The organism is Achromobacter kerstersii (genome assembly GCF_902859595.1).
Lineage (GTDB): Bacteria > Pseudomonadota > Gammaproteobacteria > Burkholderiales > Burkholderiaceae_B > Achromobacter > Achromobacter kerstersii.
The window spans coordinates 361,347-376,026 of the sequence record NZ_CADIJQ010000005.1; the positions used below are offsets into that span (position 1 = coordinate 361,347).

The following is a 14,680-nucleotide window of genomic DNA, read 5'->3' on the forward strand; positions in this document are numbered from 1 at the left end:
TGTACCAACAATTCGGGGGTTCTCATGGGCAAGGTACTTGCAGTGATCGTGGCGGCGACGGTGGCAGCCGGACTCAGCGCCAATGCAGCAGCGCAGCAGAAGTTGGTGGTGGCCGGTTACGGCGGCTCGTTCGAAGACATCATGCGTAAAGACATCTTCCCGCCCTTCGCCAAGCAGCACGGCGTCGAGCTGGACTATGTGGCGGGCAACTCCACCAACACGGTGGCGCGCCTGCAAGCGCAGAAAAGCAATCAGCAGATCGACGTCGCCATCATTGATGACGGCCCCATGTACCAGGCCATTGCGCTGGGCTTCTGCGCCCCGATCACGGGCCTGCCCGCCGACGACATCTACAGCACCGCACGCTACAAGGATGACAAGGCCGTCGCCATCGGCATCGTGGCCACCGGCATCATGTACAACAAGAAAGTCTTCGATGAAAAGAAATGGGCTGCGCCCACGTCGTGGAAAGACCTGAAGGACCCCAAGTACAAGAAGCAGCTGGTCGTGCCGCCGCTGAACAACACCTACGGCTTGCACGCGCTGGTGGAATACGCCCGCGAAGGCGGCGGCAGCGAAAAGAAGATCGACGCGGGTTTCACCACGTTCAAGAACGAGGTCGGCCCCAACGTGCTGGTCTATGAACCGTCGCCCGGCAAGATGACCGAGCTGTTCTCCAGCGGCCAGGCCGTGATTTCCGTGTGGGGCAGCGGCCGCGCGAAGGCGTTCGCCGACACCGGATTCCCGGTGGGCTTCGTCTATCCGCAGGAAGGCGCTTACGCCCTGCTGTCGTCGGTGTGCCCGATCGCCAAGGCCAGCCCCAACCCGGTTGCGCAAGCCTTCGTGCAGTACCTGGTGACGCCCGAGGTGCAACAGAAACTGGCGTCGGCCTACGGCTATGGCCCGGTCAACAAGAAAGCCAAGATCGAGGATGACCCGCGCGTGCCGCTGCCGATTGGCAAGCGTGCTGCGGACCTCATCGTGATTGATTGGGACACGGTGAACCAGAACCGCGACGACTGGAACAAGCGCTGGACGCGGGAAATCGAGCGCTGACGCGCAGCCGGCAGTGAAAACGGGGCGGCGCACCGCGCCGCCCACGGGAGCTTTCATGACCTATCTAGTGTTGAACCGCCTGAGCAAGCGCTATGGCGACACGACTGCCGTCGAAGAGCTGAGCCTGTCGGTAAACCGGGGCGAATTCATTTCGCTGCTGGGGCCTTCCGGCTGCGGCAAGACCACCACGCTGCAAATGATTGCGGGCTTTGTCGAACCCACGGGCGGCAGCATCGTGCTGGATGGCCGCGACGTCAGCCGCGTGCCGGCCAACAAGCGCGGCCTGGGCCTGGTGTTTCAGAACTACGCCTTGTTCCCGCATATGACCGCTTCTGAAAACGTGTCGTTCGGCCTGGAGATGCAGCGGGTGAAGAAGGACGAGCGCGAGGCGCGCGTGGCGGAAGCGTTGAAGCTGGTGGGCTTGTCGCATCTGGCTGACCGCCATCCGGCGCGCATGTCCGGCGGGCAGCAGCAGCGCGTGGCGTTGGCGCGCGCGCTGGTCATCCGCCCCAGCGTGCTGTTGCTGGATGAGCCGCTGTCGAACCTGGACGCCAAGCTGCGCGAGGAAATGCAGCTGGAGCTGCGCAGCATTCAACGCACCATCGGCACCACCACGATTCTGGTGACGCACGATCAGTCCGAAGCGCTGGCCTTGTCGGACCGCATCGTGGTGATGAACCAGGGCCGGGTGGAACAGGTGGCGGAACCGTTCCAGGCCTATGAAGGGCCGGCCAGCCATTTCGTCGGCGGCTTTTTGGGCAAGGCGAATGTGTTCACGCCGCAGTCCGAGCAGTACAACGATGAAACGCGCGCCCGTGTGGGCGAGGCGCACATCTCGATGGACGGCGCGCCCGTGCCGCAAGGCGCGGTGATTGTGCGGCCCGAGAAGATCCTGTTTTCTGAGCCCGCCGCCTGTGCCCTGCCCGGCCGCATGAAGACGCGCGTGTTCCAGGGCAACCACTGGTTGTGCCAGGTGGAAACATCCGTGGGCGAAGTCATGGTGATCCGGCAGAACGACGGCGTGCCCGTGCCGGCCGAAGGGGAAACCGTGCACCTGCGCTGGCGCGCGCAGGACATGTGTGTGGTGGCGGCCGCGCCGCAGGGCCGCGCGTCATGAGCGCGCGCGTCAACCCTTGGGTGCTGAGCGCGCCAGCGCTGGTGGTGTACGCCACCTTCCTGGTGGTGCCGATGGCGCTGGTGTTCCTGATCAGTTTCTTTGACTTCCAGTTCTATGGCGGCATGCAGGCCACGTTTACGTGGAAGAACTACATCGAGATCCTGACTGACGGCTACTACTACGAGATCTACGCCCGCACGTTCGGCGTCGCCGCCGCCGTGACGCTAGCCTGCCTGGTGCTGGGCACGGCCGAGGCCTACGTGCTGTCGCGCATGGCCAATCCGTGGAAAGGCTTGTTCCTGATGGTGGTGCTGGGGCCGCTGCTGATTTCGGTGGTGGTGCGCACCTTGGGCTGGGCGCTGCTGTTTGGTTCGACGGGCTTGATCAACAAGGCGTTGATGGGGATCGGCATCATCTCAACGCCGGTGGACCTGATGTACAGCAATCTGGGCGTGGCCATTGCGCTCACGCACGTGCTGGTGCCATTCATGGTGATTTCGGTATGGGCGTCGTTGCAGCGGATCAACCCGTCAACGGAAGCCGCGGCCCTGTCATTGGGCGCATCGCAATTCACGGTGATCCGCCGCGTGATCGTGCCGCAAGTCATGCCGGGCATTTTATCGGGCGCAATCATGGTGTTTGCGATGGCGGCAAGCTCGTTCGCCACGCCGGCCATCATCGGCGGACGCCGCTTGAAGAACGTGGCCACAGCCGCCTACGACGAATTCCTGAACACGCTGAACTGGCCGCTGGGCGCGGCGCTGGCGGTCGTGCTGCTGCTGGCGACCGTGGTGGTGCTGCTGTCGGCCAACCGGATCATCGAGCGCAAGTACGGCGCCGTCTTCAACCAGGCCGGAGGCTGAGATGCAATTCCGAAACGGCCCCATCGGCCTGCTGTTCCACACGCTGTTCATTCTTTTCATCCTGGCGCCCATCGTGATGGTGTGCGCGGTGGCGTTCACGTCAGAAGGCTTTATCTCGTTGCCGACGAGCGGGCTGTCGCTGCGCTGGTTCCGCGCCATTTTGGACAACCCGCGCTTTGTGGAAGCCTTCTGGTTCAGTCTGGGACTGGGCACGCTGTCGGCAACATTGGCCATTGCGCTGGCGGTGCCAAGCGCGCTGGCGCTGGCCCGCAACCGCTTCCGTGGCCGCGAGGCGTTGGTGGCGTTCTTTCTGTCGCCGCTGATGATTCCGCATGTGGTGCTGGGCTTGGCGTTCCTGAAGTTTTTCACCACTGTGGACCTGGCCGGCACCTATGTGGGGCTGGTGGTCGCGCACGTGATTCTGGTGATGCCCTACGCGTTGCGTCTGGTGCTGGCTTCCGCCACCGGGATCGATCCGGCGCTGGAGCGCGCTGCGCAATCATTGGGCGCGTCCAACTGGACGGCATTCCGGCGCGTGGTGTTGCCCTTGCTGCTGCCGGGGGTGGTCAGCGGCTGGGTCATCGCCTTCATCACAAGCTTCGATGAATTGACCATGTCGATCTTCATCGCCTCGCCGTCCACGACGACGCTGCCGGTGCGTATCTTCCTGCATATCGAAGACACCATCGACCCGCTCGTGACGGCCGTGTCGGCCGTGCTGATCTACGTAACGATCATCGCCATCTTCATTCTGGACCGCGTGGTCGGCCTGGAAAAGCTGTTTGTAGGAAAGGGACGCTAATGACGGACGAGAAAGAACTGGCGCCCCGCGCGCCCGTGCATCGCGGCATTTATGACGCTGTGGTGATCGGCGGCGGGCTGGTGGGGTCGGCCATTGCCTATGGCTTGCGGCGCGAGCTGGACCATGTGGCCGTGCTGGACGAAGGCGACGTGGCGTACCGGGCGTCGCGCGGTAACTTCGGGCTGGTGTGGGTGCAGAGCAAAGGCATGGGGCTGCCGCGCTACGGCGTGTGGACGATGACGTCCGCGTCCGGCTGGCCCCGGCTGGCTGCGCAACTGCTGGACGAGACCGGTGTGGACGTGCACCTGGAACAGCGCGGCGGACTGCACGCGCTGTTGAGTGACGAAGAGGTGGAAGCGCGCGGCAAGTTCATGCAGACCTTGCTGGCGCAACCGGGCATGGCACAGTACGACTGGAAACTGCTGGACCGCGCCGAGGTTGCGGACTTGGTGCCGGGCATTGGCCCCGAGGTGCGCGGCGCCACTTGGACGCCGGTGGACGGCATTGCCAACCCGCTGAAGCTGCTGCGCGCGCTGCACATGAGTTTTGCACAGCGGGTGGTGGATTACTTGCCGCGCCGGCCGGCACAAAGCATCAAGCAGCGCGACGGGGTGTTCGAGATCGCCACGCCATCAGGCACGGTGCGTGCGCGCAAGGTCGTGCTGGCATCGGGCTTGTCGAACAAAGACCTGGGTGCGCAAGTTGGCCTGGACGTGCCGGTGCGCCCGCAGCGTGGGCAGATCGTGGTGCTGGAACGCACGCGCCGCATGCTGGAAACGCCGCTCTCCACCTTGCGCCAAACCGATGAAGGCACGTGGCTGATCGGCGATTCGCAAGAAGAGGCCGGCTATGTGGACAACCTGGTGGGCCTGCCGATTCTGGGCACGCTGGCCGACCGCGCGGTGCGCACGCTGCCTGCCTTGCGCGACGTGCGCGTGGTGCGCAGCTGGGCCGCGCTGCGCGTGATGTCCAAGGATGGCTTTCCGATTTATCAGCAATCTGAAACGTGCCCGGGCGCTTTCGTCGCCACCTGTCACAGCGGCGTGACGCTGGCCGCCGCGCATGCTCTCAATCTGGCGCCCATGATCGTGGCCGGCAAGCTTGCCGACGACATGGCGCCCTTCTCGACCCGGAGGTTCCATGTTCAAGAGGCTTGACGAGGCGCAGCGCCAGGCGCAAGGCGCGCCCGTGCGCGTGACGGTCAACGGGGCCGAGCTGCAGTGCCGCCAAGGCGACAGCGTGGCGGCGGCGCTGTTTGCAGGCGGCGTGTCGGCCTGTCGCGACACAGCGGTCAACGAAGTGCCGCGCGGGCCCTATTGCATGATGGGCGTGTGCTACGACTGCCTGGTCACCATTGACGGCCAGGCGAATCAGCAAGGCTGCATGACGGCCGTGCGCGAAGGCATGAAGATCGAGCGCCAGCTGGGCGCGCGCAAGGTGCAGGCATGATCGATACGACGCAATGTGATTTGCTGGTGGTGGGCGCAGGCCCCGCAGGATTGGCGGCGGCGACGCTGGCGGCCAAGCTGGGCGTGGACACGGTGCTGCTGGATGAGCAGGCGGCGCCGGGCGGACAGATCTATCGCGCCATCACGACCACGCCCGTCACCGACCGCAGCATTCTGGGCGAAGACTATTGGCATGGCGCGTCGCTTGTCGGCCCGTTCAAGCAGTCGGGCGCGCGCTATGTGCCGGGCGCCACCGTCTGGGCCGTGGCCGAGCACACCGCGCCGCATCCCGACAAGGGCTTCGAGGTGGCGTACTCGGTGGCGGGCGAAGCGCGCATCGTGCATGCGCGCCGGCTGCTGTTGGCAACCGGTGCGCAAGAGCGCCCCTTCCCCATTCCGGGCTGGACGCTGCCGGGCGTCATCACCGCAGGCGCGGCGCAGATTCTGCTGAAGTCGTCGGGCGTGGTGCCGGCCGACCGCACGGTGCTGGCCGGCAGCGGCCCGCTGCTGTATTTGGTGGCGTGGCAATACCTGAACGCGGGCGTGAAGATTGACGCGCTGCTGGAAACCACGCCGCCCGGCCGCATGAGCCAGGCGCTGCCCAAGGTGTGGGGCTTTCTGCGTTCGCCGTATCTGGGCAAGGGTTTGAAGCTGCTGCGTGCGGTGAAGGCCGCGGTGCCGATCACGCGCGGTGTCACCGCGCTGGAAGCGCTGGGCGATGGCAAGCTGCAAAGCGTGCGCTACACGGCAGGCGGCGTCACCAAGACTTTGCCCGCCGAACAGCTGATGCTGCATCAAGGCGTGGTGCCCAACGTGAACCTGTCGCGCGCGGTGGGTGCGGAACACCGCTGGAATGATGCGCTGGACTGTTGGGAGCCGCAGGTTGACGCATGGGGGCTGACGTCGGTGGACGGCATCGGCATGGCGGGTGATGGCGCAGGAATCGCGGGCGCGTTGGCGGCGGAGCACCGTGGCCGGCTGGCCGCGCTGCAAGCCGCGCATCTGTTGGGCCGCATTGATGCCGCCAAACGCGATAGCGAGGCCGTGGCGCCGCGCGTTGCGCTAGCCCGTGCCGTGAGAGGCCGCGAGTTCTTCGACGCGCTCTACAAGGCGCCTGACGCGTTCAGACGCCCGACCGGCGACACCATCGTGTGCCGCTGCGAGGAAGTCACCGCCGCGCAGGTGCGCGACACGGTCAAGCTGGGCTGCACCGGCCCGAACCAGATGAAGGCGTTTCTGCGTTGCGGCATGGGGCCGTGCCAAGGGCGCTTCTGTGGGCTGACCGTGGCCGAGATCATCGCCGAGGAACGGGGCGTGCCGACGCAGGAAGTGGGCTATTACCGGCTGCGTTTTCCGACCAAGCCGCTGACCCTGGGAGAACTCGCGTCGCTGCCGCAGACGGACGATTCCCGCCAGGCTGTGGTCCGTTTGAAAAAGTAATGCCATGACCGGTGCAACGCGGTCGGCAGCAGTCATCATCATCGGGGGAGGCCTGCACGGCAGCTCGGCGGCGCTGCATCTGGCGCGTGCGGGCGTGTCTGCCCTGGTGATCGAAAAGAACTACGTGGGCCGGCACGCGTCGGGCGTGAATGCGGGCGGCGTGCGCACCTTGTCGCGGCATCTGGCCGAGGTGCCGCTGGCGCTGGCCTCGCGCGAGCTCTGGTATCGCATTGGCGATCTGGTGGATGACGATTGCGGTTTCGAGCAGCACGGCCAGGTGCGCGTGGCCGAAAACGCCGCCGACGTATCCGCGTTGCAGACGCGCTTACAGACGATGACCGCGCACGGCTACACGCACGAGCAATGGATCAGCGCCGAGGATTTGCGGGAGATGATTCCGGCGCTTGCGCCCACCATCCAGGGCGGCCTGATTGCACGCGAGGACGCGGCGGCCGATCCGTATCGCACGACGCTGGCGTTCCGCACCAAGGCGGCGAGCCTGGGCGCGCGCTTTCTGGAAGGCGTGCGCGTGCAGGGCGTTGCGCGCGTGGACGGCCAATGGCGCGTGGACACCGATGCGGGCACTTACACTGCGCCGCAAGTGTTGAACTGCGCGGGCGCGTGGGCCGACCGCATCGCGGCGCAATGGGGCGAGCCGGTGCCGCTTTTGGCCATTAGCCCGATGATGCTGGTGACGCTGCGCATGGATCACTTTCTGGACCCCGTCGTGCTGGGCACGGGCCGCGCGTTGTCGTTCAAGCAGCGCTCAAATGGCACCGTGCTGATTGGCGGCGGACGGCGCGCCTGGGTGGATCGCGACGCGGAATGGACTGAGCTGGATTTCCGCTCGCTGGCCGAAGGCGCACGCACGGTCTGCGATCTGTTTCCGCACATGCGCGATGCGATCGTGAACCGGGGCTGGGCGGGTATCGAGGCGGCCATGCCGGATGAGATTCCTGTCATCGGACGCAGCAGCCGTCACGAGACCGCGTTTCACGCGTTCGGCTTTTCGGCGCATGGCTTTGAGCTGGGCCCGATTGTGGGCCGCATCATGGCTGACCTGATCACGACTGGCGCGACGGGCATGCCGATTGCGCCATTCCGGATTGACCGTTTTTCGGACGCGGCTATCGCGTCCTCCCCATCAAACAAGGAGCAAGACGAATGAATGACGATATCGTGCGCAAGGAAACCAACCAGCGCCTGAGCCGCATCGTGATCCATGGCGATACGGTGTACGTGGCGGGCGTGACGTCTGCGGCTGAAGGCGGCATCGCGGCGCAAACGCGCGACGCGTTGGCGAAGATCGACGGCTATCTGGCGCAGGCTGGCACCGATAAGTCGCGGCTGTTGTCGGTGCAGATCTGGCTGAAGGACATCGACCGCGACTTCGCCGGCATGAATAGCGTGTGGGCCGAGTGGGCGCTGCCGGACGCGATGCCCACCCGCGCCACCTGCGAGGCCAAGCTGGCCGCGCCGGAGCTGCTGGTGGAGATCATCGTGACGGCCGCCAAGCGGCCGGCATACGTGAGCGGGCCGGTGTCTGAAAGCTGACCTGGCCAGGGCGGCCCGGCAGGTTCAAGGTGGCGGTGGCGGGCGGCGTGGTGGCAATCACCTGGCCCGCGCGCAGCACCATCAGACGGGTCGCACGCAAGCGTAGCGCTTCGACGGGGTCGCGCGCTTGCAGCAGCACGAGGTCGGCGCGCTTTCCGACCGCGATGCCGGTTTCGTCCAGCCCAAGAATTTTCGCGGGCGTGGTCGTCACGGCTTCGAAACAGGCGCGCATGGCGTCCTGGCCCGTCATCTGGGCCACGTGCAGGCCCATGTGCGCCACTTCCAGCATGTCACCCGAACCCAGGCTGTACCAGGGGTCCATCACGCAATCGTGGCCGAAGGCCACCGGCACGCCAGCGGCCAGCAGTTCCGGCACGCGCGTCATGCCGCGGCGCTTCGGATAGGTATCGTGGCGGCCTTGCAGCGTGATGTTGATCAACGGGTTGGCGATGGCGGCGACACCCGCTTCGCGCATCAGCGGAATCAGCTTGGACACGTAGTAGTTGTCCATGGAATGCATGGACGTCAGGTGCGAACCGGTGACGCGGCCATGCAGGCCCAGGCGTTGCGTGTGGTAGGCCAGCGTTTCGATGTGGCGCGACAAGGGGTCGTCGCTTTCATCGCAATGCATGTCTACGCGCAGGCCGCGTTCGGCGGCCAGTTCGCACAGGATGCGCACGGACTCGGCGCCGTCCTGCATGGTGCGTTCAAAGTGCGGAATGCCGCCCACCACATCCACGCCCATGTCGAGCGCGCGCTTCAGGTTGTCCATCGCGCCCGGCGCGCGCAGCACGCCGTCTTGCGGGAAGGCGACCAGTTGCAGGTCCAGATAGGGTTTGACCTTCTCGCGCACGTGCAGCAGCGCTTCGGTTGCCAACAGACGCGGGTCGCAGACGTCAACGTGCGAGCGGATGGCGAGCAAGCCACGCGCCACGGCCCAGTCGCAATACGCAAGCGCCCGTTCGACCAGCGCTTCTTGCGTCAGCAGCGGCTTCAGTTCGCCCCACAGCGCAATGCCTTCCAGCAAGGTGCCGGACTGGTTCACGCGCGGCAGACCAAAGGACAAGGTCGAGTCCATGTGGAAGTGCGCGTCCACGAAGGGCGAGCTCACCAGCTGGCCGGCGGCATCAATCACCTGGCCGGCTTCGGCCTTCAGCGCAGGTTCCACCGCCGTGATGCGGCCCTGAGCCACGCCGATGTCGATGTTCGTGCGGCCATCGGGCAGCGTGCAATTCTTGATGATGAGATCGAGCATTGGGGGATCCTAGTGGAAGTTCAGTATTTCACAGTGCTGCAAAAGTACCCCAGCATCGGGGTCGCACGGAGCCGGCTCCGCCGGTCCGTCGCGACGCCCCCTTGAGGGGGAAGCGCGCAGCGCTTCGGGGGTGGGTCACACCCTTAGCGTTCGCCCTTGCGGTAGGGCTTCATCAGGGCCTGCGGGTAGGCGGCGCGGCGCGCCATCACCACCAGGGCCAGGATGGACAGGATGTACGGCAGCATCAGGTACACCTGATACGGTAGCTCGGGCAGGCCGGGCAAGGCGGCCCCGCCCTGTTGCAGCCGCAGTTGCAGTGCATCGAAGAAGGCGAAGATCAGCGCGCCAAGCAGCGCCTTGCCGGGCCGCCAAGAGGCGAACACGACCAGCGCCACGCAGACCCAGCCTCGGCCGTTGACCATATTGAAGAAGAACGCGTTGAACGCGGCCAGCGTCAGGAAACTGCCGGCAACCCCCATCAGCGCCGAGCCCGCCACGATCGCGCCGATGCGCAGGCGCGTGACCGACAGGCCCTGCCCTTCGGCGGCGGCGGGGTTTTCGCCCACCATGCGAATCGCCAGGCCGACCGGCGTGCGGTTCAGCACCCAGGCCAGAATGGGCACGGCGGCCAGCGCAATCAGCGTCATGGGCGTCTGCCCGGCCAGCACCGGGCCAATCAGCGGAATGCCGTCCAGGAATTTCATTTCGGCAAACGGCGTGATCGTAGGCGGCGTGTTCACGCTGGGGAAAGTGACGCGGTACGCGAAGTACGACAGGCTGGTCGCCAGCAGCGTCACCCCCAGCCCCGACACGTGTTGCGACAATCCCAGCGGCACCGTCAACACCGCGTGCAGCAGGCCGAACACGGCGCCGGCAAAGGCCGCCGCCAGCACGCCCACATACAGCGGCGCGCCCAGATACACGACGAGCCAGCCGGTGAATGCACCGGCCGCCATGATGCCTTCTATGCCCAGGTTCAAGACGCCCGCGCGTTCGCACAGCAGCACGCCCAAGGTGCCCAGAATCAGCGGCGTCGCCAGACGCAGCACGGCGACCCAGAAGGCCGAGGAACTCAACAGATCCATCCATTCCATGGCGTGCTCCTCAAGCCCGGTTGCGGCGCAGGCGGTACTGCGCAAATAGCGTCGCGACCAGCATGGCAAGCAACGAGGTGGCGACGATGACGTCGGCGATGTAGTTCGGCACGGCGATAGCGCGGCTCATGCTGTCGGCGCCCACCAGCATGCCGGCGACAAAGATGCTGGCCAGAATCACGCCCAGCGGATGCAGGCCGGCCAGCATGGCGACGACGACGCCCGTGTAGCCGTAGCCCGGCGACATATCCAGCGTGACGTAACCGGTGCGGCCCGCCACTTCGATGGCGCCTGCCAGGCCCGCGAGCGCGCCGGACAGCATCGCGGTGCCGAGCATGACGCGGTTGACCGGCAGCCCCAGGAAGCGCGAGGCGTGCGCGTTGGCGCCCACGGCGCGCATCTGAAAGCCGAACACGGTGTAGCGGTTCAAGAGCCACAAGCCCAGGGCCAATCCGGCCGCCCACAAGAGGCCGGTATGGGCGCGCGTGCGTTCAATCAGCTTGCCCAGTTCCAGGTCGCCATTGAGCGCCACGGATTGCGGCCAGCCCATCGCCATCGGGTCTTTCATGGGGCCGTCCAGCATCATGGACACGAACAGCAGCACGATGAAGTTGCCCAGCAAGGTGGTCACGACTTCGTCCACGCCCAGACGGGTTTTCAACAGCGCGGGAATCAGCAGCAGCAAGGCGCCGGCAAGCGCCGCCGCCAGCATCATGCCGCCGAACAGCACCGGCACCGGCAGGTCAAAGCCCGTGCCGTCATGCAGGCCGCCGATGGCCACGGCCGCCAGCGCGCCCAGATACAGCTGGCCTTCGGCGCCGATGTTGTAGAAGCGCGCGCGAAACGCCACGGCACAGGCCAGGCCGGTCAGCATCAAGGGTGTGGCGCGGGTCAGCGTTTCAGACAAGGCGAAGCGCGACCCGAACGCGCCTTCGAACAGCAGCGCGTAGGTGCGGCCAACCGGCGCGCCGGCCCAGGCGACCAGCAAGGTGCAGACCGCCAGGGTGAAGAGGATGGCCGCAATCGGGGCCAAGGCCAGCGCCATGCGGCTGGGCTCGGGGCGGCGTTCCAGGATCAGTTTCATGCGAGTGATGCTCAATAGAGGGGGAAGCGGCGTGGGAGGGAACGGCCCCGGGGTGGCCCGGGGTTGGCCCTCATGCGCGCGTTCCCGTCATGGCCAGGCCCACGGTGGCGGGCGTCCATTCGGCCACCGGCTTGACGGCGACGAGCTTGCCGCCGCACAGCACGGCGATGCGGTCGGCCAAGGCGAAGATTTCTTCCAGGTCTTCGGACACCAGCAGCACGCCGGCGCCGCGTGCGCGGGCGGCCAGCAACTGCTCGCGCACATAGGCGACCGCGCCAATGTCCAGGCCCCAGGTTGGCTGGTCGGCCACGATGAAGCGCGGTTCGCGTGCGAGCGTGCGGCCCAGAATCAGCTTCTGCATGTTGCCGCCCGACAGGCTGCGCGTGCGCACATCCAGCGAGGCCGCGCGCACGTCGAATTGCTTGGCCAACGATGCCGCGTAAGCGCGGCCGGCACGTGCGCGGATCAGGCCGTAGCGCGCAAAGCGCTTGTCCTTCAAATCTTCAACGATGGCGTTTTCCCATAGCGGGCTGTCGCCGATCATGCCTTCGCCGTGGCGGTCTTCGGGAATGCGGCCGACGCGGGCCGCAGTCCATCCGGCGGGTGTCGTGGGCGCGGCTGCGTGTTCCGCACCCAGCCGGATCGTGCCGTCGCTGGGTTGGCGCAGGCCGGTCAACACCGACACCAGCGCCTGCTGGCCGTTGCCGGCCACGCCCGCAATCGCCACGATTTCATGTTTGTGGACGGTCAGGTCCAGGCTGTCCAGGCGCGGGGCGCCATCGCGGCTGTCGCGCACCGTCACTTGCGACAAGGTCACCACGGGCGCCGCCTGTTCGGCGGCGGCCACGGCTTCCGCGCGCGGCATGACGACCTTGCGGCCCACCATCAACTCCGCCAGTTCGGCGGGGCTGGTGCCGGCGGTGTCGCGTTCGGCCACCAGCTTGCCCTGGCGCAGCACGGCCACGCGGCGCGACACGGCCATCACTTCGTCCAGCTTGTGCGAGATGAAGATGACGGCCAAGCCTTCGTCAACAAAACCGCGCAGGGTCGCAAACAGGTCCTGCACTTCCTGCGGCGTGAGCACTGCCGTGGGCTCGTCCAGGATCAGGACGCGCGCGCCGCGATACAGCGCCTTCAGGATTTCCACGCGCTGCTTTTCGCCGACGGACAAGCCGCCCACGCGCGCGTCCGGGTCCACGCCCAGGCCGAAGCGTTGGCCCAGTTCAACCAGGCGGCGGCGCGCTTTGCTGCGGCCGGACGCCAGTTTCCACAGCGATTCCGTGCCGACCATGATGTTGTCCAGCACGGTCAGGTTGTCGGCCAGGGTGAAGTGCTGATGCACCATGCCCACCCCCGCCGCCAGCGCGGCGTCGGGCCGGCCGGGCGGCAAGGGTTTGCCGAAGACGTCGATACTGCCGGCATCGGCCACATAGTGGCCGAACAGAATCGACACCAGGGTCGATTTGCCGGCGCCGTTCTCGCCCAGCAAGGCCAACACTTCGCCTTGCCGCAGCGTCAGCGAGATATCGTCGTTGGCCGTCAGGCTGCCGAAACGCTTGGTGATCCCTGTCAGTTGCAGGGCGAGAGGCGCTTGATTCATCGTGCCGAGGACTTGGGTTCTTTGTCGTTGACCTTGACGGTGAAGCTGCCGTCCAGAATGGCTTTTTGCTTGGCTTGGACCTGGGCGATCAGCTCAGCGGGGATCTTCTTTTCGAAGGTGCCCAAGGGCGCCAGCGACGAGCCCTTGTGCTTCATCAGCGAGTACTGGCCGTAGTCATCGGCCTTGAACGTGCCCGCCTTGACCTGCTTGAGCGCCTCGTCGATGGTGGGTTCCATGCTCCACAGCGCGGAAGCCACCACGGTCTCGGGGTACTGCGGCTGCGTGTCGATGACGTTGCCGATGGCCAGCTTGCCGCGTTCCTTGGCGGCATCCGACACGCCAAAGCGTTCGGCGTACAGCACGTCTGCGCCCTTGTCGATCATGGCGAAGGCGGCTTCCTTGGCCTTCGGGGGATCGAACCACGAACCGATGAAGGTCACGGTGAATTCAGCCTTCGGGTTCACTTCCTTGGCGCCTTCGATGAAGGCCTGCATCAGGCGGTTCACTTCGGGGATGGGGTAGCCGCCCACCAGGCCGATCTTGCCGGACTTGCTCATGCCGCCGGCGATCATGCCGGTCAGGTAGGCGGGTTCCTGGATGTAGTTGTCGAACACCGAGAAGTTGGGCTGCTGCGGCTTGCCCGAAGAACCCATCAGGAAGGCGGTCTGCGGATAGTCCTTGGCCACCTTGCGGGCGGCGGCTTCCACGGCGAAGGCTTCACCCACCACCAGCTTGTTGCCCTGCTCGGCGTACTGGCGCATGACGCGTTCGTAGTCGGCGTTGGTGACGTTTTCCGAGAAGGTGTATTCGATCTCGCCACGGTCGCGAGCGGCCGTCAGCGCCTTGTGGATGCGCGACACCCATTGCTGCTCGACCGGCACCGTGTAGATGGCGGCAACCTTGGTCTTGGCGGGGGCTTGGGCTTGCACGGCGCCCGAGAACAGCAGCGCGCCGGCAGCGGCGGCGGCCGCCAGCTTGAGCAGGCCGCGGCGGGCGATGCCGCCGGCGGACGGGGTGGACAAGGATTTCATGCGGGTGACTCCTTCGCGGGGGATGGAAACAGAATGGGAATGGCGGCCAGACGTTTGAAAATCGCGGTCGCCGGCAGGCGTGCCGGGGCGAACGGGCGGAAACGTAGGCGAGGGATCGGTCATCGGATGGAGGCGCCGGGAGGCGCGTCCCACCCGAATGGTCGGGTTCGCAGCCAGTCCTGGCGAAGCAAGTTGTATGCCATGGGGCATTCCTGCGACAAGTCGGGGAAACCTGATGGACGGGCAGGATTATAGGCACCCTGGCGGGGATTCGTGGCACCAAGGTGGTGCGGGTTGTCCCAAAGCGTGGACACCCTTGCTGCGAAACGGTGAGTT

14 protein-coding genes are annotated in these 14,680 nt (G+C 66.0%); 9 read left to right on the forward strand and 5 right to left on the reverse strand.

Annotated elements, in window-relative coordinates:
- Positions 1 to 24: 24 nt before the first annotated feature.
- Genes HV765_RS17475 through HV765_RS17515 form a run of 9 tightly spaced genes read left to right on the forward strand, consistent with a single transcriptional unit; the run spans position 25 to position 8,280 of the window.
- Complete coding sequence (locus HV765_RS17475) at positions 25 to 1,056, forward strand: ABC transporter substrate-binding protein (RefSeq protein WP_175170462.1); 1,032 nt, start codon at positions 25 to 27, stop codon at positions 1,054 to 1,056.
- Between the two features lie 55 nt (positions 1,057 to 1,111).
- The gene (locus tag HV765_RS17480; protein WP_054420927.1) at positions 1,112 to 2,173 is read left to right on the forward strand and encodes an ABC transporter ATP-binding protein; all 1,062 of its coding nucleotides are present in this window, start codon (positions 1,112 to 1,114) and stop codon (positions 2,171 to 2,173) included.
- Positions 2,170 to 3,036, forward strand: coding sequence for an ABC transporter permease (locus HV765_RS17485; protein ID WP_175170463.1), 867 nt, complete (start codon positions 2,170 to 2,172; stop codon positions 3,034 to 3,036). Before HV765_RS17480 ends, HV765_RS17485 begins: the two co-directional genes overlap by 4 nt.
- Before the next feature lies 1 nt (position 3,037).
- Positions 3,038 to 3,838 carry an ABC transporter permease gene (locus tag HV765_RS17490; protein WP_054420928.1) on the forward strand — a complete coding sequence of 267 codons (801 nt, stop codon included), beginning with the start codon at positions 3,038 to 3,040 and terminating at the stop codon, positions 3,836 to 3,838.
- On the forward strand, positions 3,838 to 4,995 hold the full coding sequence (locus HV765_RS17495) for an NAD(P)/FAD-dependent oxidoreductase (RefSeq protein WP_175170464.1): 1,158 nt from the start codon (positions 3,838 to 3,840) through the stop codon (positions 4,993 to 4,995). Before HV765_RS17490 ends, HV765_RS17495 begins: the two co-directional genes overlap by 1 nt.
- Complete coding sequence (locus HV765_RS17500) at positions 4,979 to 5,287, forward strand: (2Fe-2S)-binding protein (RefSeq protein WP_046804012.1); 309 nt, start codon at positions 4,979 to 4,981, stop codon at positions 5,285 to 5,287. The genes HV765_RS17495 and HV765_RS17500 overlap by 17 nt, the downstream gene beginning before the upstream one ends.
- Positions 5,284 to 6,726 (forward strand): FAD/NAD(P)-dependent oxidoreductase, encoded by a 1,443-nt coding sequence (locus HV765_RS17505; RefSeq protein WP_175170465.1) that lies wholly within the window; start codon positions 5,284 to 5,286, stop codon positions 6,724 to 6,726. The genes HV765_RS17500 and HV765_RS17505 overlap by 4 nt, the downstream gene beginning before the upstream one ends.
- 4 nt (positions 6,727 to 6,730) lie before the next feature.
- Positions 6,731 to 7,894: an NAD(P)/FAD-dependent oxidoreductase gene (locus tag HV765_RS17510; protein ID WP_175170466.1), complete on the forward strand. Its 1,164-nt coding sequence runs from the start codon at positions 6,731 to 6,733 to the stop codon at positions 7,892 to 7,894.
- Complete coding sequence (locus HV765_RS17515; protein ID WP_054420932.1) at positions 7,891 to 8,280, forward strand: RidA family protein; 390 nt, start codon at positions 7,891 to 7,893, stop codon at positions 8,278 to 8,280. The genes HV765_RS17510 and HV765_RS17515 overlap by 4 nt, the downstream gene beginning before the upstream one ends.
- On the opposite strand, the gene HV765_RS17520 is transcribed toward HV765_RS17515, so the two are convergent.
- From HV765_RS17520 to HV765_RS17540, 5 genes are all read right to left on the reverse strand, one after another.
- Positions 8,222 to 9,535 carry an amidohydrolase family protein gene (locus HV765_RS17520; protein WP_175170467.1) on the reverse strand — a complete coding sequence of 438 codons (1,314 nt, stop codon included), beginning with the start codon at positions 9,533 to 9,535 and terminating at the stop codon, positions 8,222 to 8,224. The genes HV765_RS17515 and HV765_RS17520 overlap by 59 nt on opposite strands.
- A 143-nt stretch (positions 9,536 to 9,678) precedes the next feature.
- A complete protein-coding gene (locus HV765_RS17525) occupies positions 9,679 to 10,629 on the reverse strand; it encodes an ABC transporter permease (protein WP_046804007.1) in 951 nt (316 codons plus the stop codon).
- A gap of 10 nt (positions 10,630 to 10,639) precedes the next feature.
- Positions 10,640 to 11,713: an ABC transporter permease gene (locus HV765_RS17530; protein ID WP_050728326.1), complete on the reverse strand. Its 1,074-nt coding sequence runs from the start codon at positions 11,711 to 11,713 to the stop codon at positions 10,640 to 10,642.
- A 70-nt stretch (positions 11,714 to 11,783) separates the two neighbouring features.
- Positions 11,784 to 13,313: an ABC transporter ATP-binding protein gene (locus HV765_RS17535; RefSeq protein WP_175170468.1), complete on the reverse strand. Its 1,530-nt coding sequence runs from the start codon at positions 13,311 to 13,313 to the stop codon at positions 11,784 to 11,786.
- A complete protein-coding gene (locus HV765_RS17540) occupies positions 13,310 to 14,344 on the reverse strand; it encodes a BMP family protein (protein ID WP_054420935.1) in 1,035 nt (344 codons plus the stop codon). Before HV765_RS17540 ends, HV765_RS17535 begins: the two co-directional genes overlap by 4 nt.
- Positions 14,345 to 14,680 lie beyond the last annotated feature (336 nt).

Coding starts and splice junctions, on each gene's coding strand:
- HV765_RS17510 (WP_175170466.1), top strand. CDS start 6,731: ATGACCGGTGCAACGCGGTCGGCAGCAGTCATCATCATCGGGGGAGGC.
- HV765_RS17500 (WP_046804012.1), top strand. CDS start 4,979: ATGTTCAAGAGGCTTGACGAGGCGCAGCGCCAGGCGCAAGGCGCGCCC.
- HV765_RS17515 (WP_054420932.1), top strand. CDS start 7,891: ATGAATGACGATATCGTGCGCAAGGAAACCAACCAGCGCCTGAGCCGC.
- HV765_RS17490 (WP_054420928.1), top strand. CDS start 3,038: ATGCAATTCCGAAACGGCCCCATCGGCCTGCTGTTCCACACGCTGTTC.
- HV765_RS17535 (WP_175170468.1), bottom strand. CDS start 13,313: ATGAATCAAGCGCCTCTCGCCCTGCAACTGACAGGGATCACCAAGCGT.
- HV765_RS17480 (WP_054420927.1), top strand. CDS start 1,112: ATGACCTATCTAGTGTTGAACCGCCTGAGCAAGCGCTATGGCGACACG.
- HV765_RS17475 (WP_175170462.1), top strand. CDS start 25: ATGGGCAAGGTACTTGCAGTGATCGTGGCGGCGACGGTGGCAGCCGGA.
- HV765_RS17505 (WP_175170465.1), top strand. CDS start 5,284: ATGATCGATACGACGCAATGTGATTTGCTGGTGGTGGGCGCAGGCCCC.
- HV765_RS17520 (WP_175170467.1), bottom strand. CDS start 9,535: ATGCTCGATCTCATCATCAAGAATTGCACGCTGCCCGATGGCCGCACG.
- HV765_RS17525 (WP_046804007.1), bottom strand. CDS start 10,629: ATGGAATGGATGGATCTGTTGAGTTCCTCGGCCTTCTGGGTCGCCGTG.
- HV765_RS17530 (WP_050728326.1), bottom strand. CDS start 11,713: ATGAAACTGATCCTGGAACGCCGCCCCGAGCCCAGCCGCATGGCGCTG.
- HV765_RS17495 (WP_175170464.1), top strand. CDS start 3,838: ATGACGGACGAGAAAGAACTGGCGCCCCGCGCGCCCGTGCATCGCGGC.
- HV765_RS17540 (WP_054420935.1), bottom strand. CDS start 14,344: ATGAAATCCTTGTCCACCCCGTCCGCCGGCGGCATCGCCCGCCGCGGC.
- HV765_RS17485 (WP_175170463.1), top strand. CDS start 2,170: ATGAGCGCGCGCGTCAACCCTTGGGTGCTGAGCGCGCCAGCGCTGGTG.